Genomic DNA, 17,122 nt, shown 5'->3' with positions numbered 1-17,122 from the left:
GGATCCATCGGCTTCGCCTCAGGATGACAAGGACTCCTATCGCGTGCCGCGCACGAGCCGGCCCGGGCGGGCGCCGGTGAAGGCGCCCTCGCGATAGGTCACCTCGCCGCTGACGACGGTGGCGACATAGCCTTCGGCCTTCTGTTCCAGCCGCCGGCCGCCGCCCGGCAGGTTGTGCACCGGGCGCGGGGCCGAGACCTTGAGGCGGTCGGGGTCGATCACGTTGAGGTCGGCCTTGTAGCCCACCTGCAGCCGCCCGCGATCGCCGAGGCCGACGGTGCGGGCAGGCACGTCGGTCAGCTGCTGGATCGCCCAGGGCAGAGGCCAGCGCTCGCCCTTGCGGTCGCGCGTCCAGTAGGTGAGCGCGTGCGTGGTGTAGCTCGCGTCGCAGATCAGCCCGTAATGCGCGCCGCCATCACCCAGCGCCATCACCGTATGCTCGTGGCGCAGCATGCTGGCCATGTTGACGTCGGAGCAGTCGGTGTAGTTCGCGCCGGGATGGAACAGGATCGTGCGCCCGTCGCCACTCACCAGCAGGTCGTAGGCCAGTTCGAGCGGCGTGATGCCGAGCCTTGCCGCGCGCGCGTCGAGCCGCTGCTCGGCCGGCGGCGTGTAGTCGGGCGGATCGCCCAGCACGAACATGTTGGCGGCGTTGCGCATGAAGGCCAGCATCTGCGGATTGCGGTAGGTCGGCTGCTCCGCGAGCAGCTTCGCCTTCATCGCCGGATCGCGCAGCTTGGCGAGCTTGGCCTCGAGCGGCAGGCCCTCGACCTCGCAGTAGCTCGGGCAGGTCGAGAAGGGATGGAACGAGAGTTCTAGTCCATAGAGGATCGCGACCGGCCGCGCCGCGACCTGGCCGCGGATCGGCAGCCCGTCGCGATGGGCCCGTTCGATCTCGCGCAGCAGGGTCTGCCAGCGTCCGGGATAGAGCGAGAGGTCGAGCAGGGTGAAGGAGAGCGGCCGCCCCGAGAGTTCGACGAGTCGGCGCAGCATGGCGAACTCGGTCGCACCCTCGGCCGTCGTGTCCGCGAAATCGTCGAGGAGCTGGATCACGCCCTTGCCGGCGCGCCGCATGCTGCGCGCAATCGCCGCCAGCTCTTCCTCGCCGGCGGTGATGGTCGGGGTCAGGGCGCCGTCGGGCGTACGATGAAAGAGTGAACGTGAGGTCGAAAAGCCCAGCGCGCCGGCGTCCAGACCTTCCTGAACGAGCTTCGCCATCTCCGCCATGTCCGACGCGTTGGCGGGCTCACGGTCGACGCCGCGCTTGCCCATCACGAAGACGCGCAGCGGCGCATGCGGCACCTGCGTGGCGAAGTCGATGTCGCACTGGCGCTTCGACAGGGCGTCGAGATAGTCGGGAAAGCTCTGCCAGTTCCAGGGCACGCCCTCGCGCATCACCAGCTCGGGAATGTCCTCGACGCCCTCCATCACGTTCATCAGCGTGTCGCGATCCTCGGGCCGGCAGGGCGCGAAACCGACGCCGCAATTGCCCATCAGCACCGTTGTCACACCATGACCCGACGAGGGCGAAAAGCGGTCGTCCCAGGTGACCTGGCCGTCATAGTGGGTGTGGATGTCGACGAAGCCCGGCGTCACCGTGAAGCCCCTGGCGTCGATCTCCTCGCGGCCGCTGCCGGCAATCCGGCCCACGGCCACGATCCTGCCGTCCTGGATTGCGACATCCGCTTCGCGAGGCTCGACTCCGGTCCCGTCGATCACCGTCCCGTTGCGCACGATCAGATCGTATGAGGCGGCCATGGCGTCCTCCCGCAAGAGTTGCTCCTCGTTTGCTAGCACTCCGGCCGCGGCAAGGAAATGCCGACACGAAAACGCCGGGACCTTTCGGACCCGGCGTCGTTGTCGAGATATGCGAAAATGCTCAGCGGACGATCGTGACCTTGAGCGCGGTCTGCACGCTGAATACGGTGGTGATCAGCGTGCCCGGCTTGATCGTCTTGAGCGCGGCCTTGCCCGCCTCGGTGACGACCTGCGGCATCTGTATGACCTCGCCGCTGTCGGGCGAGGGCTTGTCGGGCTCGCCGCCCGAGGCGTTGATCAGGAACACGGTGTTGGTCGCGAGATCGACCTTGGTGCACATGCCGGCCATCGACCACAGGCGGATGCGTTCCCGCGCGCCGGGGATGCCCTCGATGCGGGCGCCCTGGGTCATCATCGCCTTGGCACGCGCCGTCACGGCGGGGCTTGTCGGGGCGATCAGGAAATCGACATAGTCGTACCACTGCACGTCGACGATCTGGCCGACGCGAAGCGCGCCGTAGTTGGTGACGAGGTCGGCCGCCTTCATCTTCACACGGCCGAGATCCTCCCAGACGATGACGAAACCGCGCGTCTTCTCGTCGATGCTGTGGATCGTACCGCGCTTGAAGTTCTGGTAGACGGACGAAACGAACAAATCTTCCTGCGCCATTGCAGTGAACGGCAGGGCGGGCAGCGCGGCGGCCGACAACGCGGCGCCTCCGAGCAGCTTCAGGGTCGAACGACGATCAGCTTGCATGAATTCCCCCACCATCGCGGGATGTTCGGCTCCTGCAGACGGGCAGTTGTTCGCCTCCGAACAGGCTGCCGGGTTATGCCGACGAACAATTCTCAGGGCAACTCCATTTGCAGCACTTCTGCGCGTAGCTTGCCTTGAAGGATATTTCTGCGATCGTGCGAGAACATCGTCAGGCAAACGTGACTTGAACCTTTGAGGGTCCGGGTTGGTTATGGCGGTGGAAGGATCACGCCATGCCCCATCCAAGCGTCCTGCTGTCTGTCGCCCACGCCTTGCCTCCCCACCGGCTGCTGCAAACCGAAGCGGCGGAGGCGGCGCGGGGAATGTTTGCCCATCGCTACGCCGCCTTCGAACGAATGGCGCCGGTCTTCACCACCTCCGGCATCGAGTCGCGATACACGGTGAAGCCCCTTGACTGGTATTTCACTTCGCTGGGATGGCCCGAGCGCAATGCCGCCTATCTCGAAGGCGCTCAGGAGCTGTTTGTCGAGGCCGCGACGCGGGCGCTTGCCGCTGCGGGGGTTGCAGCCTCCGAGGTCGACACGATCGTCACCATCTCCTCGACCGGCGTCGCGACGCCCAGCCTGGAAGCGCGCGTCGCCGGGCGCATGGGCTTTCGCGCCGATGTCGAGCGGGTGCCGGTGTTCGGCCTGGGCTGCGCCGGCGGCGTTTCGGGTCTGGCGATCGCCAGCCGGCTGGCGGCAGCGCGGCCTGGTGCAACCGTGCTGCTGGTTGCCATCGAGATATGTACCGCGGCTTTCCGCATGGACCAGCTCACGCCCGCCAACATGGTGGCGACCGCCCTGTTCGGTGACGGCGCGGCGGCCTGTGTCGTTCGCGCCGGCTCAGGCGAGGACGGACTTGCCCGGATCGAGGGTGCGGGCGAGCATCTCTGGCCCGACACGCTCGACATCATGGGCTGGAAGGTCGATCCGACGGGACTGGGCGTCATCTTCGATCGGTCCATTCCACCCTTTGCCGAGCAGGAGGTTGGCCGGGCGGTGGAGAAGATCCTGTCGCGCATCGGCGTGGCACGCGCCTCGGTCGATCGCTTCGCCTGCCATCCCGGCGGCGCCAAGGTGATCACCGCCCTCGAAGCGACGCTCGGTCTCGCGCAAGGCGCGCTCGACCATGAGCGGGAGGTGCTTCGCCAGTACGGCAACATGTCGGCGCCGACGGTGCTGTTCGTGCTCGAACGGCTCGTGGCCGCGGGACTGCCGCAGCGCACGGTGCTGACGGCCCTGGGGCCGGGCTTCACCTGCAGCGCTCTGTCGCTCGCCCGCGCCGCCTGAGATTGCCGTGATGGATTGGGCTGCGCTGATCCTCGGGCTCGTGGTGGTCCAGCGCCTGGGCGAGCTGGTGCTGGCCCGGCGCAACACGCGCCGCTTGCTGGCGCAGGGCGGCTACGAGGTGGGCGCGGCGCACTATCCGCTGATCGTGGCGCTGCATGCCGCCTGGCTGGTCGGCCTCTGGTATCTCGCGGTGCATCGCGCGCCGGCGGGGCAGGACATCGACCTGCTCTGGCTCACGGTCTTCGTTGTCCTGCAGCTGGGCCGTCTTTGGGTGATCGCCTCGCTGGGCGGCCGCTGGACGACGCGAATCATCGTTTTGCGCGGGGCGCCGTTGGTGCGGCGCGGGCCCTACCGCTTCCTGTCCCATCCGAACTACTGGGTGGTGGCGGGCGAACTCCTCGTCCTGCCTCTCGTCTTCGGGCTGGCGTGGTACGGACTGGTCTTCACGCTGCTCAATGCCGTGGTGATGTGGATCCGGATCCGGACCGAAGCGGCGGCGCTCGAGCCTCAATAGGACGCCAGCACCTCGATCTTGTGGTTGGCGACGATCAGGCGCTTCGCAAGCAGGCGGGCGAGGTTGGCCATGATCTTCTCGCCGGCATGCGGGTAGCGATCACGGAAGGCGTTGAAGGCGTCGAGGGACAATTCGAGGCAAGCGACATGCGTGTCCGCCCAGACATCGGCCGACCGGCTTGTCTCGAGCAGCGCCATCTCGCCCACCGCCATGCCGGCGGACAGGGTGGCAAGGCGGACGCCACTGTGCAGTCGGACGCTGACGACGCCGCTCGAGACGAACATCAGGGATGATGCCGGCTCTCCGGCGGAAATCAGGCGATCACCAAGCCGGTACTCGCGCCGGACCATGGAGCCGGTGAGGGCGGCCAATTCCTCCGCGTCCAGCCCAGCCAGCAACTCCTGCTCGGCAATGTCGACCGGCTGGCCGCGATAGAGATCCCCGTCCTGGCTGTGGAGGATGCGGTCCTCGGCCCATTCGATGGCTTCGTCCAGCAGCCCGATGCTGCGCACGCCCGGCCGGTCGGCCAGCCAGCTCAGAAGCGACTGTTCCGCGGGGGTTCCCTTGGGGATTCCGCTGAACACCATCTCGATGCGGCCGTGCGTGAGATCGTCGAAAATGTCGGCAAGCAACCGCAGCGCCGCATCGCTGACGGAGGGCACGCGCCGGAAGTCGAGAATGAGGTGCGTGAGGTTCCGGCGAAGGCTCCTGACGCGACGCGATATATACTCCATGTTGGCGAAGCTCAGCGCGCCGGTGAGTTCGAGGATGGCGCACTCCTCGTGATGCGCCTCGAGGATGGCCTGCTCGCGCGGCGGGCGGGTGCGGCGTGACGAGACGCTGCCGACGTCGTAGCCGGCGGCAATGCAGGTCTGCACGTCGCCGACCCGGTTGAGCATATGCAGGCCGAAATGCGTGGACAGTGCCTCGCAGGTGCGCAGGCCACGGACACTGTTCCCCTGGTCGTCGATGCGCGGCGAATAGGTGCCGAGGCCGAGCTGCGAGGGCAGGGCGGCGACGATGCCGCCGGCCACTCCGCTCTTGGCGGGAATGCCGACTCGATAGACCCAGCCGCCCGCCGAGTCGTACATGCCCGCGCTGGTCATGACGGAGAGCGTGCGGGCCACCGCATAGGACGATGCGACCTGCTCGCCGGTCAGCGGATTGCGGCCCTTGTTCGCGAGCGTCGCCGCCATGACGGACAGGTCCCGCGCGGAGACGCGGAGCGAGCACTGGCGGAAATAGACGTCGAGCACCTTGTCCACGTCACCTTGCAGGACGCCGTGGTTACGCAGCAGGTAGGCGATGGCCCGGTTGCGGTCGCCGCTTTCGCGCTCCGACCGGAACGTCGGCTCGTCCACTTCGAGCCGGCGCCCAGCGAATTGACCCAGGGTGGTACGCACGCGCTCGAAGGCGCCGTCGGCGTCGCCTTCGCAGATCAGTCCGACGCAGGCGATCGCGCCCGCGTTGACCATCGGGTTGAAGGGCCGGTTGTCCGCGCCCAGGCGAATGGAGTTGAACGCATCGCCGCTTGGCTCGACGCCCACGACGGCTTCGACCCTTTCGGCGCCGAGTTCATCGAGGGCGAGAGCGAAGACGAAAGCCTTGGAAATCGACTGGATGCTGAACTCGACGGTGCTGTCGCCGACTTCATAGACGAACCCGTCGACCGTCGTGGCGGCAATGCCGAAATGGTGCGGATCGGCAAGCGCCAGCTCGGGAATGTAGGAGGCGACCTCGCCGCTATCGTCCTTCGAGAAGTCCGCGTGGCAGTGCGCCAGGAATCGCGCGAGGGGAAGCTCGGTGGAGGACATCGGAGAGTGATCCATTCTGTTCATTGGAAGCGAATTGCCTGCTTCTACCGCCTTACGACTACCCGGCTTCGACGATTTCGCGCACCCGCGTGGCCAGCGTCTCCATGACGAACGGCTTGGTGATGACCGCCATCCGTGCATCGAGCGAGCCGGCGACAAGCGCAGCTTTCTCGGCATAGCCCGTCATGAACAGCACCTTCAAGTCTGGTCGCAGGGCGCGGGCAGCGTCGGCGACCTGCCGGCCGTTCAGCACGGGCAGGCCGACATCGGTGATCAGGAGGTCGATGCGCTGCGCCGACTGCACGATCTCCAGTCCCTGGGGGCCGTCGACGGCCTCGATCACGCGGTATCCGAGGTCGGCCAGGACTTCGACGACCAGGCCGCGGACCACCGGCTCGTCCTCGATCACCAGGACGGTCTCGCCGGTTTCGGCCGGGGCGGCCGCGTCAAAGCCCGCAGCGACCTCGTCGTCGGCTTCTCCCTCGAAGCGCGGCAGGCATAGATGAACCGTCGTCCCGCGGCCGGGAGAGCTTTCGATTTCGACATAGCCCTCGGACTGCCGCGCGAACCCATAGATCATCGACAGGCCGAGTCCGGTGCCCTGGCCCAGCGGCTTCGTCGTGAAGAAGGGTTCGAAGGCACGTGCGATCGTCTCGGCATCCATGCCGGTGCCGGTGTCGGATACCGATATACAGACATAGTCGCCAGCCGACCTGTCAATGTGTGCGGAAGCCGTGGCTTGGTCGACCTGTCTGTTGTGTGTATCGATGACGAGTTGGCCGCCTTCCGGCATGGCATCACGCGCGTTGATGGCGAGGTTGAGGATCGCCGATTCCAGCTGGTTGGCGTCGCAGCGCGTCAGCCAGAGTCCGCCGGCCAGCTTCAATTCGAGCTCGATTCTCTCGCTGAGGGTTCGCCGCAGCAGTTCCTCCATCGAGCCGACCAGGGGACTGACCGGCACGGGGCGCGGGTCGAGCGGTTGGCGGCGCGCGAATGCCAGCAGCCGGTGAGTGAGGGCGGCGGCCCGATTGGCCGAGGCCATGGCGCCGGTGATGAAGCGGTCGAGATCACCCAGCCGTCCCTGACCGATTCGCCGTTGCACCAGGTCGAGGCTGCCGGTGATGCCCTGCAGCAGGTTGTTGAAATCGTGCGCAATGCCGCCGGTGAGCTGGCCGATCGCCTCCATCTTCTGGGCTTGGCGCAGCGCGTCCTCGGTGGCGCGCAGTTCGGCCGTGCGCGCCTCGACACGCGCCTCAAGTGTAGCATTGAGGGCGCGCAACGCCGCTTCGGCCTCGCCGCGTTCGATCACCTGGCGCGTCCGCTCGGCGACCTCCTCCATGAACGCGACCTCGTCGGGTTGCCACCGGCGGACCGGCCGGTCGTTGAGGTAGACGATCGTACGCAGGCGCCCGGCGCGCACGAAGGGCACGACGAGGATTGAACGCGTGTCGACCGCCTGGGCGGTGGCGCGCGTTTCCGCCTCGTCGCTCAGCGGATCGGTTTGCAGGTCGTTCACCACGACGGTCTCGCCGGCGCCGAGCCTGGCCACGATCTTTTTGCCGAAGGCATGGGCGGGGATGCGACCGAGCAGCGGCTGGGCGCGCCCGTCGGTCCAGCACACCGAATAGTCGAACACATCCTCTACCGGATCGAGATGGCCGTAGCCCACGCGGCTGACGCCGAAGAAGCGGCCCATCAGGGCGCAGGCTTGGTTCAGAGCCTTGTCGGTATCGATGCCGCGCAGCGCGTCGCTCAGTTCGAGCATGAAGGCGTGGCGCGCCTCGGCGAGCTTGCGCGCGCTGATGTTGATGGCGGTGCCGACGGCGCGGTAGCACCTGCCGTCGGCATCGAACAGGCCCTTGCCCTTGGCCGCGATCCAGCGCACCACCCCGTCGTCGTGGCCGATCACCCGGTACTGCACGTCGTAGGGTGCCCGGATCGCAGGATCAAGCGCGGCACCGAAGGCCCGGGTGGTGGCGTCGCGGTCTTCGGGATGAAGGCCCCTGTAGAAGTCGTCGAGCGTGCAGACGGCGTCGGGAGAGAAACCGAACATGGCTTTGGTGCGGGGCGACCACGCCAACGTGTCGGTGGTGAAATCGACGTCCCAGATACCGATCTCCGCCGCCTCGGTGGTCAGCCGGAGCGATTCCTCATTCAGCAGGGACTGCCGCTCAGCGTCCTTGTGGGCCGTAACGTCGTGGCCGCCGACGAAGATGCCGTAAACCTCGCCGGCTTCGTCGCGAATCGGTTCATAAACGAAGTCGATGAGGCGCGTGCTGGCATCGACGCTCAGGCGAACCGACATGGCCTGGGCGATGAAGCGCTCGCCGGTGCGGTACACCCGGTCGAGCAGCTCGTAGAAGCCCTGGCCTTCCAGTTCCGGCAGCGCCTCGCGCACGGTGTGGCCGATGAAGTCGCGTGGGCCGGCGATGGCGATGTAGGCTTCGTTCACGTACTCGTAGATGTGGTCGGGGCCCCTCAGCACGGCAATGAAGCCGGGCGCCTTCTGGAACATGCGGCGCTGGCGCTCGTTCTCGGCCAACAGCTGCTGCTCGGTGAGCACTTTCTGGGTGGTTTCACTGCAGACGACCAGCACACCGCCCACGCCGTGCGGGGCATCGGCATCGTCGATCGGGCTGTAGCTGTAGGTCCAGTAGACGTCTTCGCGGCGGCCGTTGCGCGTGATCGGCACCAGGTGGTTCTCGTGCCAGGTGGCGCCCCGACCCGACGTCACCTGCTCGATCTGCGGTCCGATGATGGGCCAGATCTCCTCCCACACGGCCCGGCCCGGCTGGCCGAGCGAGGACGGATGGCGTTCCGGGCCGATCGAGCGCCGGTAGGCGTCGTTGTAGAAGCAGATGAGTTCGGGCCCCCACCAGATGTACATCGGGTGGCCGCAGTTCAGCAGCAGCCGGACCGCGGTGCGAAGCGACTGCGGCCATCCGGCCGGTTCGCCGACCGGCGTGGTCTTCCAGTCATGGGCCCGCATGAGCGCGCCCATCTCGCCGCCACCGGCAAGAAAGCTCGTGTCGCGCTCGGCTGAAATCATGGCCGGACAGTATCGATTCGCGTCCCACCTGCAAGAGCGACGGCGGCCGGCCGTCCTGTCAGATCACCCGCTGGGTGCGGGCGAAGGCCATGTAGAGATCGTGGGCGCGGGCGGCGATGGGGCCGGGCTGCAGGTCGCGGTCCTCGTAACGGCTCACGGGTTGCACCTTGCCGGCGTTGCCGGTGGTGAACATCTCGTCGGCTTCCTCGAGTTCGGCCGGGCGAATGGTGCGCTCCTCGACCGTGATGCCGGCCGACCGCAGGAGCTTGATCGTGCGGTAGCGCGTGATGCCGGCCAGGAAGCTGCCGTTCGGCACCGGGGTCGCGACCACGCCGTTGCGGGCGAGGAAGAGGTTGGAGCTGCAGGTCTCCGCCACGTTGCCGAGCGGGTCGAGCACGACGCCGTTGTTGAAGCCGCGCTTCAGCATCTCGGCGACACCGCGCGAGGAATTGGGATAGAGGCAGCTCGCCTTGGCGTCGGTCGGCGCGGTCTCGGGCGCCGGCCGGCGGATGGACCGGCAGAGGCCGAGCGTCAGCGGCGTGCCGGCGCGCATCGGTGAGACGTAAGTGCAGAGCAGGAACTGCGCGGAGTCCGGATCGACCGAGATGGGGCCGGCGCCGCCCTTGCCCGCCCAGAACATCGGCCGGACATAGAGCTCGGCCTTGGAGCCGAAGCGGCGCACGCTCTCGTGCATCAGCTTCAAAATCTCTTCCGGCGTCTGGGTCGGGTTCAGGCCGATCGCCCGGGCCGAACGCACCACGCGTTCCGCATGGAGGTCGAGGTCGGGACCGCAGCCCTCGAAGGCGCGCCCGCCATCGAATACCATGGAGCCCAGCCAGAAGGCATGGTCGCGCGGCCCCAGGATTGCCGGGTTGCCCTCGTGCCAGGTGCCGTTCCAGTAGGTGAGCGTGTCCATTCTACCCTCGTCCGTCCTCGAAGCGCGCGGACATAGCAGACGATGAGCGGCGCGGCCATCCTGGCCCTGGGTGCGGCATTCTGCTTCGCATTGGCACTGATTCTAACGCAGTTCGGGCTGCGGACGATGCCGTCCTGGCGCTCGCCGCTCTACTCGATCGGCGGCGCGCTGATCGTGGCATGGCTGGCCGCGATCCTGTTCGTCGACTGGAGTACCTTCAATCTCGACGCGGCGCTGATCTTCGCCGGGGTAGGCTGCATCTTCCCCGTCGTCGTCTCCATTCTCGGGGTGCGCTCGAACGAGCGGCTCGGACCGGCAGTGGCCGGCGCCGTTGGCAACGTGACGCCGATCTTCGCCGTGCTGGGCGCGGTGCTGTTCCTGGGCGAACGTCTCGGTCTGCTGCAACTGGCCGGACTGGCGATGGTGGTGGGCGGCGTGGCCCTGCTGGCGCTGCGCGGCGGCAGCGGCGGCCGCCACTGGTCGGTCTGGGTACTCGGCCTGCCGCTCGTGGCGGCATTGGTGCGCGGCGCCATCCAGCCCGCAATCAAGACCGGGCTCGCGCTCTGGCCCGAGCCGCTGGCGGCCGCCGCCATCGGCTATGCGCTCTCGTCGGTCGTGATTGTGTCGCTTGTCGGCCGCCGCGCGTTGCGGGAAGGACCGGCGATCCGCAATGGGGTGCTGTGGTTCCTGGGCGTCGGCTTCGCCAACGGCAGTGCCACCTTCCTTCTCTATGCGGCGCTCGGGCTGGGCTCCATCACCGTCGTCGCGCCGCTGGTCGCGCTCTTCCCGCTGATCGGCGTGGTGCTGAGCTGGATATTCCTGCGCGGCGAACAGCTTCATGCGATCGGGCTGCTCGGCATCCTCGTCAGCGTGGCCGGCGTGATTCTCCTGCTTCTGGGCGGAACCTGAAAGCGGGCCGGGCGGATCGATGCGATTCGCTCGCAACCCTCGCTGGTCGGGAAGCAGTTGCTGCGGGCTGGGGGTGTACTAAGGTCGGCCGATCTCGGAGGAAACAACAATGACGGCACCGCTCACCATCCGCCTGCATGCCGCCGACAACGTCGTCGTGGCCCGCATGGACATCCTGCCCGGTACCCGGGTCGAGGGCGAGGTCGCGGCCGCGACGCGCGTGCCGCCGGGCCACAAGATTCTCACGAAAGCGGTGAAAGCGGGCGAGCCGCTGCGCAAGTACAACCAGATCATCGGGTTCGCGACCGAGGATCTCGACCCCGGAGCCCACATCCATACGCACAACTGCGTCATGGGCGATTTCGAGCGTGACTATGCCTTCTGCGCCGATGCCCATCCCACGGATTTCATCGTGCCTGCCGCCACCTTTCAGGGCTATCGGCGTGCCGACGGCCGCGCGGCGACGCGCAACTACATCGGCATCGTCACGACCGTGAACTGCTCGGCCGCGACCAGCCGCATGATCGCGTCGAGGCTCGAGCCGCTGCTGGCAGAGTTTCCGCACATCGACGGCGTCGTGCCGCTGACACATGGTGGCGGCTGCGGCATGGCCGCGTCGGGCCTCGAGATGGACGTGCTGCGCCGCACGCTCGCCGGTTACACCCGGCATCCCAACATGGCCGCGGTCGTGGTGCTCGGACTTGGCTGCGAGACCAACCAGATCTCCGGCCTGATGACAGCCGAGGGACTGAAGGAAGGACCGAAGCTCATTCCGATGGCGATCCAGGACGAGGGCGGCGTCTCCAGGACCGTGAGGCGCGCTGTCGATTTCCTGAAGGAGATTCTGCCCGAAGCCAACGACGTGAAGCGTGAGCCGATCCCAGCCAGTGAGTTGATCCTCGCGCTGCAGTGCGGCGGTTCGGACGGCTATTCCGGCATCTCGGCAAATCCGGCGCTTGGCGCGGCCGTCGATCTGCTGGTGCGCAACGGCGGAACAGCCGTTCTGTCCGAGACGCCGGAAATCTATGGCGCGGAACATCTGCTGACGCGCCGCGCCGTCAGCCAGGACGTCGGTGAAAAGATCGTCGAGCGTATCCGCTGGTGGGAGGACCATTGTGCTCGCACCGGCGGTGAAATGAACAACAACCCGTCGCCCGGCAACAAGGCGGGTGGTCTCACGACCATTCTGGAGAAATCGCTGGGGGCGGTTGCGAAGGGCGGCACGACGAACCTCGTCGACGTCTACAAGTATGCCGAGCCCATCACCGCCAAAGGGTTCGTTTACATGGACTCGCCGGGCTACGACCCGGTGTCGGCCACCGGTCAGGTCGCCGGTGGCGCCAATGTCCTGTGCTTCACGACGGGCCGCGGCAGCGTGTTCGGGTGCAAGCCGACCCCGTCACTCAAGCTCGCGACGAATACCTCCCTCTATCGACGCATGACTGACGACATGGACATCAACTGCGGAACGATCGTCGATGGCGAGGAGACCATTCAGGAGAATGGTCGGCGCATCTTCGACCTTATTCTTGCCACGGCCTCGGGTCAGAAAACGAAATCGGAGCTTTTGGGAATCGGGGACGACGAGTTCGAGCCGTGGAAGATAGGCGCAACGATGTGAAGAGGGGGGCGCAGCCAAATTGACCTGGCGGCGTTACGTTCCTCATATGCGATCCTACGACTCACGAACTTGGCCATGCTTTGGCAGCCCAGCCCACAGCGGCCGCGGACTTCCCCCCGAGCTGTTACCCAAATTCCCGGTTGTCGAAGGCGGTAGCAGCGAGCGCTCCGCCAGCGCGCATTTGCATGCTCGTTCAACTGCCCAGGAGAGAGAGATGGCTACAGGCACCGTCAAGTGGTTCAACGCCACGAAGGGATTTGGCTTCATCCAGCCGAGCGACGGCGGCAAGGACGTGTTCGTCCATATCAGCGCGGTCGAGCGCTCGGGCCTGAACGGCCTCAACGAGGGCCAGAAGATCGGCTACGAAATCGCCACCGAGCGCGGCCGCTCGGCTGCGGTCAATCTCAAGGCGGCCGACTGACGACATGAGAATCGTCCCTCTCGTCGAACGTCCCGATCTGGCCGAACAGGTTTCCGTCTGGGGGTTCGACGAGTGGGGACACCTCAATCCCGGCCAGACGCTCGAGCAGCGCCGGGCTCATATCCAGGGAAAGATGAACGTCGATCGCGTGCCGATCGCCTTCGTCGCGCTGGGTGACGACGACGGCATCGTCGGCACCGCATCCCTGATCTTCGACGATCTCGACGGCGACCCGCGAAACCCCTGGCTCGCGAGCGTCTACGTCCCGCCCGAGCATCGCAAAAAGGGTATCGCGTCGGCGCTGGTCCGCGAGGTCGAGGACGCCGCTCGGCGCATCGGATACGACCGTCTCTATCTTTTCACGAGCACCGCCCCGTCCCTGTACGCAGCCCTGGGCTGGAGAACGCTTGAGCAGCGCGACTATCGCGGCGAACATATCCAGGTCATGGATAAATCGCTGTGAAGGAGTCCGCATGCCATCCGACCTGCACTATCTATCGCTCGACGAGGTCGCGCGTCGCCTGAAGGCGCGCAAGTTGTCGTCCGTCGAGTTGACGCAGTCGATGCTCGACCGCATCGGCAAGGTCGACCCCAGGCTCAAGAGCTATGCGACCGTGACCGCCGACCGCGCGTTGGCCGATGCCGCGCGCCTCGACGCCGAGGCCGCTTCCGGCTCGTCGCGGGGGCCGCTGCACGGGGTGCCGATCGCGGTGAAGGATCTCTGCAACACCGAGGGCGTCGCGACCGCGGCCGGCATGGCGATCCATCGCGGCAACGTGCCGTCGCGGGATGCGACCGTCGTCGCGCGGCTGAAGCAGGCGGGAGCGGTGATTCTCGGCAAGCTGCAGATGACGGAGGGTGCCTATGGCGCCCACCATCCGAACATTCCCGCGCCCCTCAATCCCTGGAACGCCGCCTATTGGACGGGCTCGTCCTCGTCGGGCTCCGGCGCGGCCACGGCGGCCGGACTCTGCTTCGCCTCGCTGGGTTCCGATACCGGCGGCTCGATCCGCTTCCCCTCGACCATGAACGGTCTCTCCGGTCTCAAGCCCACCTGGGGACGGGTCAGCCGAGCCGGCGTCTTTCCGCTGGCCGAGTCACTCGACCATGTCGGCCCGATGACCCGCAGTGCGCTCGACGCCGCCATCGTGCTCGGCGTGATCGCCGGCGCCGATCCGGAGGACCCGACTTCGGTCGGCCTGCCGGTACCGGACTACGCCGCCTCGATCGACCAGGGCGTGCGCGGCCGGCGCATCGGGCTCGCCACCAACATGCAGGGTCTCGACGAAGACGCGCGGCGTGCCCTCGACGGTGCGGTCGATGCGCTGAAGAGCGCAGGCGCCATGATCGTCGACGTGACGCTGCCTGACGGTTTCGACCAGGGGGGCCGCGACTGGGTACCTCTGTGCGGCGTCGAGGCAGCGGTGGCGCACGAGGGCACCTATCCCTCGCGAGCGGCCGAGTACGGTCCGGTGCTCTCCGGCCTGCTCGAGTTGGGACGCAGCCTCTCCGCGACGGAACTGGCGAAGATGCAGCTCCGTCGGGCCGCGCTCACCGGCGAACTCAATCGCCTGCTGGCCTCGGTCGATCTTCTGCTGATGCCGGTGATGGCCAGGGCCGTGTGGTCGACCGAGGCGCTGCAGGTGGCGGGACGGGATCCCGAGACCGTCGCAGCGCGACTGCGTTACACGGCGCCATTCGATCTCAGCGGTCATCCCACGCTCACTTTGCCGGGCGGGATGACGGCGGACGGCGTGCCCGTCGGCTTCCAGATCGTTGGAAAGGCCTTCGATGAAGGCCTGATCCTGGCGGCGGGACACGCCTATCAGCGGGAGACCGACTGGCATATGAGACGACCGCCGCTGTAACGGCGCGTCGGGGCGTGCGCGTGGACGCTGAATCTCCTTTCATTTATAGTGTTTCCATCGCCTCCTCCCAGGATGTCCCAGCCGCGCAATGCAAAGCCTCTTCGCGAAAAACCTGCGGCTGCGTCCCAGCATCCTGACATTGTTCATCCTGCTGACGGTGCCGGTCTTCTTCGCGATCGTGGCGGTCAACTACGTCTCGAACGAGAAGATCGCGCGCGACAATGCAGATGAGCTGATCGGACGGTTCAGCGTCGAGGCCATCCAGAACACCCAGCACCTCTTCGACCCCATCAAGTCGCTGGTGCGCAGCGCTGCCGCGCTCGGTTCGGAGCAGCCGGAATTCTTCGAAGACAACCGCTCGCTGAAATATCTCTTCAGTATTCTGCAGCACAGCGATCGCATCATCAGCATGTATGTCGGCCTGAACGACGGCTCCTTCCGTCAGGCCCGGCAGATCGATCCCGCCGTCGAGATCCAGGGCAAACTGCCGCCCGCCGGCACACGTTACGCCGATCGATGGATCACGCCGCAGCGCGGGTCCGCGCCCGTCGACCACTATCTGTTCCTCGACGCGGATCGCAAGGAGCTGGGCCTCTCCGAGCAGACCACCTCCTACGATCCGCGCGCGCGCCTGTGGTATCGCACCGCGCAGCAGACGCGGGCCCTGTCGGTCAGCGACGTCGACGTGTTCGCGACCCTGGGCCTCGTCGGCTTCACCGTCGGCGCGCCGTTCTATGTCGACGGAACGTTGCGCGGCGTCGCCGCCGCCGACATCACGCTCGACGGGCTTTCCGATTACCTGGCCGAGCGCAAGATCAGCCCGGGCACGCTGTCCTACATCCTCGACCATCAGGGCCGGGTCATCGCCAACTCCGAGCGGGTGAAGACCTATGCCAGCCATAACGGAAGGGTAGAGCTCCAGCACATCACGTCGCTCGGCAACGAGCTGCCGGCGATCGCCTTCGGCTTCCGTCCGCGCGGCAACGAGAAGATGTACTCCTTTGCGCAAGGCGGGAAGGAGTACGTGGCGAGGCTTGCGAGCCTTCCGCCCGAGTTCGGCAAGAAGTGGCAGCTCTTCGTCATCACGCCGCTGGACGATTTCACAAGCGCCTTCGACGAGCAGAACAAGCGCCTGGCCCTGTTCGGCGCGATCGCCATCGTCGTCCAGATCTGCATCATCTATTTCCTGTCCAGCGTCGTCTCGGCCCCTCTGGAGCGGCTCGCGCTCAAGGTGACGAAGATCCAGGACCTCGAGGGCGACAATCTTCCGCCGCTGAAGTCGCCGATCCGCGAGGTTGCGGTCCTCGCGCGCGCCATCGACACGCTGGACTCCGCGGTCAAGTCGTTCGCGGCCTTCGTGCCCGTGGGCCTCGTGCGCCAGCTTCTCGACTCGGAGCAGAGGCTGGTGCTGGGCGGCCACAGTCGCTTCCTCACGATCTTCTTCTCCGATCTCGAGGGCTTCTCGACCATGTCGGAGGAAGTGCCCTCGCAGGAGCTGTTGCTGCGGGTCTCGGCCTATCTCGGCGTCGTGACCCATGCGGTCAACATGGAGCACGGCACGATCGACAAGTTCATCGGTGACGGCGTCATGGCCTTCTGGGGGGCGCCGGCCCTGCTCGAAGACCATGCGCAGAGATCCTGCTTCGCCGCGTTGCGCATCCGCGAGGGCATGAAGGAGCTGAACGCCGGCTGGGAGGCGGCCGGCGCCCGGCCGCTGAAGGTCCGCATCGGCATCCACAGCGACGCCGTACTGGTGGGTAATATCGGTTCCAAGGAGCGCATGAGCTACACCGTCATGGGCGACGGCGTGAACATCGCGGCGCGGCTGGAGGGCATCAACAAGGAGTACGGCACGGGCATCTGCATCAGCCACGCCGTCTTCAAGGAGGCCGGCGAGCGGCTTTGCGTACGGCCGATTGACGATGTCACCGTGAAGGGCCGCCGCTCGAAGATTCCGATCTACGAGCTGGTCGGCGCCTACGGGATCGGTCCGGAGTTCGAGCCGGACGAGGCGACCCTGCGCCTCTGCAAGCTGACGCGCACCGCCTACAGCGCGCTGGTGGCCGAGGACTATGCGACGGCGCTGTCGCGCTATCAGGAGATCGTGGTGGAATTCCCGGACGATCCGGTGGCGCGTACCATGGCGAAGCGGCTGGCAACGATCGATCCTTCGCGTCTCGTACCGCTGCAGATGTCGCGCTGA

Annotated in this window: 13 protein-coding genes; 8 read left to right on the top strand and 5 right to left on the bottom strand. The window is 66.7% G+C overall.

Annotated elements, in window-relative coordinates; all coding sequences use genetic code 11:
• Positions 1-36: 36 nt before the first annotated feature.
• Entirely contained in the window at positions 37-1,758 is a 1,722-nt protein-coding gene (locus tag Q7V45_RS05475; RefSeq protein WP_304848248.1) for an amidohydrolase family protein, read from the bottom strand.
• A gap of 121 nt (positions 1,759-1,879) precedes the next feature.
• Positions 1,880-2,515: a hypothetical protein gene (locus Q7V45_RS05470; RefSeq protein WP_304848245.1), complete on the bottom strand. Its 636-nt coding sequence runs from the start codon at positions 2,513-2,515 to the stop codon at positions 1,880-1,882.
• Between the two features lie 233 nt (positions 2,516-2,748).
• Here Q7V45_RS05470 and Q7V45_RS05465 point away from each other — a divergent pair, with 233 nt between their 5' ends.
• Positions 2,749-3,807 (top strand): type III polyketide synthase, encoded by a 1,059-nt coding sequence (locus Q7V45_RS05465; protein WP_304848242.1) that lies wholly within the window; start codon positions 2,749-2,751, stop codon positions 3,805-3,807.
• 10 nt (positions 3,808-3,817) lie between these two features.
• The gene (locus tag Q7V45_RS05460; protein ID WP_304848239.1) at positions 3,818-4,321 is read left to right on the top strand and encodes an isoprenylcysteine carboxyl methyltransferase family protein; all 504 of its coding nucleotides are present in this window, start codon (positions 3,818-3,820) and stop codon (positions 4,319-4,321) included.
• On the opposite strand, the gene glsA is transcribed toward Q7V45_RS05460, so the two are convergent.
• The 3 genes from glsA to Q7V45_RS05445 are packed head-to-tail and all read right to left on the bottom strand — an operon-like array spanning position 4,315 to position 10,100.
• Complete coding sequence (glsA, locus tag Q7V45_RS05455; RefSeq protein ID WP_304848236.1) at positions 4,315-6,135, bottom strand: glutaminase A; 1,821 nt, start codon at positions 6,133-6,135, stop codon at positions 4,315-4,317. The two genes, Q7V45_RS05460 and glsA, sit on opposite strands and share 7 nt — an antisense overlap.
• Positions 6,136-6,193: 58 nt before the next feature.
• Complete coding sequence (locus Q7V45_RS05450) at positions 6,194-9,184, bottom strand: ATP-binding protein (protein ID WP_304848233.1); 2,991 nt, start codon at positions 9,182-9,184, stop codon at positions 6,194-6,196.
• Positions 9,185-9,242: 58 nt separating this feature from the next.
• Positions 9,243-10,100, bottom strand: a complete 858-nt coding sequence (locus Q7V45_RS05445) for a branched-chain amino acid aminotransferase (protein WP_304848230.1) — start codon at positions 10,098-10,100, stop codon at positions 9,243-9,245.
• A 42-nt stretch (positions 10,101-10,142) separates the two neighbouring features.
• Here Q7V45_RS05445 and Q7V45_RS05440 point away from each other — a divergent pair, with 42 nt between their 5' ends.
• The 6 genes from Q7V45_RS05440 to Q7V45_RS05415 all read left to right on the top strand — a co-directional run bounded on the left by Q7V45_RS05440 (position 10,143) and on the right by Q7V45_RS05415 (position 17,122).
• Positions 10,143-11,009: a DMT family transporter gene (locus Q7V45_RS05440; protein WP_304848227.1), complete on the top strand. Its 867-nt coding sequence runs from the start codon at positions 10,143-10,145 to the stop codon at positions 11,007-11,009.
• A 109-nt stretch (positions 11,010-11,118) separates the two neighbouring features.
• Complete coding sequence (locus tag Q7V45_RS05435) at positions 11,119-12,630, top strand: UxaA family hydrolase (protein WP_304848224.1); 1,512 nt, start codon at positions 11,119-11,121, stop codon at positions 12,628-12,630.
• A 214-nt stretch (positions 12,631-12,844) separates the two neighbouring features.
• A complete protein-coding gene (locus Q7V45_RS05430) occupies positions 12,845-13,051 on the top strand; it encodes a cold-shock protein (RefSeq protein WP_230553054.1) in 207 nt (68 codons plus the stop codon).
• Between the two features lie 4 nt (positions 13,052-13,055).
• Positions 13,056-13,514: a GNAT family N-acetyltransferase gene (locus tag Q7V45_RS05425; protein ID WP_304848217.1), complete on the top strand. Its 459-nt coding sequence runs from the start codon at positions 13,056-13,058 to the stop codon at positions 13,512-13,514.
• Positions 13,515-13,524: 10 nt separating this feature from the next.
• Complete coding sequence (locus tag Q7V45_RS05420) at positions 13,525-14,919, top strand: amidase (protein WP_304848215.1); 1,395 nt, start codon at positions 13,525-13,527, stop codon at positions 14,917-14,919.
• An 88-nt stretch (positions 14,920-15,007) separates the two neighbouring features.
• Positions 15,008-17,122 carry an adenylate/guanylate cyclase domain-containing protein gene (locus Q7V45_RS05415; RefSeq protein ID WP_304848213.1) on the top strand — a complete coding sequence of 705 codons (2,115 nt, stop codon included), beginning with the start codon at positions 15,008-15,010 and terminating at the stop codon, positions 17,120-17,122.

The sequence above is a fragment of the Reyranella sp. genome, assembly GCF_030651995.1.
In the GTDB taxonomy this organism is placed as follows: Bacteria; Pseudomonadota; Alphaproteobacteria; order Reyranellales; family Reyranellaceae; genus Reyranella.
Note: the sequence above shows the minus strand (reverse complement) of the source record. Positions and strands in the feature narration are given on the sequence as shown.

What these genes read in the sequence shown, in the direction of transcription:
- Q7V45_RS05475 (WP_304848248.1), bottom strand. Translation starts at nt 1,758, where the DNA reads ATGGCCGCCTCATACGATCTGATCGTGCGCAACGGGACGGTGATCGAC.
- Q7V45_RS05470 (WP_304848245.1), bottom strand. Translation starts at nt 2,515, where the DNA reads ATGCAAGCTGATCGTCGTTCGACCCTGAAGCTGCTCGGAGGCGCCGCG.
- Q7V45_RS05465 (WP_304848242.1), top strand. Translation starts at nt 2,749, where the DNA reads ATGCCCCATCCAAGCGTCCTGCTGTCTGTCGCCCACGCCTTGCCTCCC.
- Q7V45_RS05460 (WP_304848239.1), top strand. Translation starts at nt 3,818, where the DNA reads ATGGATTGGGCTGCGCTGATCCTCGGGCTCGTGGTGGTCCAGCGCCTG.
- glsA (WP_304848236.1), bottom strand. Translation starts at nt 6,135, where the DNA reads ATGTCCTCCACCGAGCTTCCCCTCGCGCGATTCCTGGCGCACTGCCAC.
- Q7V45_RS05450 (WP_304848233.1), bottom strand. Translation starts at nt 9,184, where the DNA reads ATGATTTCAGCCGAGCGCGACACGAGCTTTCTTGCCGGTGGCGGCGAG.
- Q7V45_RS05445 (WP_304848230.1), bottom strand. Translation starts at nt 10,100, where the DNA reads ATGGACACGCTCACCTACTGGAACGGCACCTGGCACGAGGGCAACCCG.
- Q7V45_RS05440 (WP_304848227.1), top strand. Translation starts at nt 10,143, where the DNA reads ATGAGCGGCGCGGCCATCCTGGCCCTGGGTGCGGCATTCTGCTTCGCA.
- Q7V45_RS05435 (WP_304848224.1), top strand. Translation starts at nt 11,119, where the DNA reads ATGACGGCACCGCTCACCATCCGCCTGCATGCCGCCGACAACGTCGTC.
- Q7V45_RS05430 (WP_230553054.1), top strand. Translation starts at nt 12,845, where the DNA reads ATGGCTACAGGCACCGTCAAGTGGTTCAACGCCACGAAGGGATTTGGC.
- Q7V45_RS05425 (WP_304848217.1), top strand. Translation starts at nt 13,056, where the DNA reads ATGAGAATCGTCCCTCTCGTCGAACGTCCCGATCTGGCCGAACAGGTT.
- Q7V45_RS05420 (WP_304848215.1), top strand. Translation starts at nt 13,525, where the DNA reads ATGCCATCCGACCTGCACTATCTATCGCTCGACGAGGTCGCGCGTCGC.
- Q7V45_RS05415 (WP_304848213.1), top strand. Translation starts at nt 15,008, where the DNA reads ATGCAAAGCCTCTTCGCGAAAAACCTGCGGCTGCGTCCCAGCATCCTG.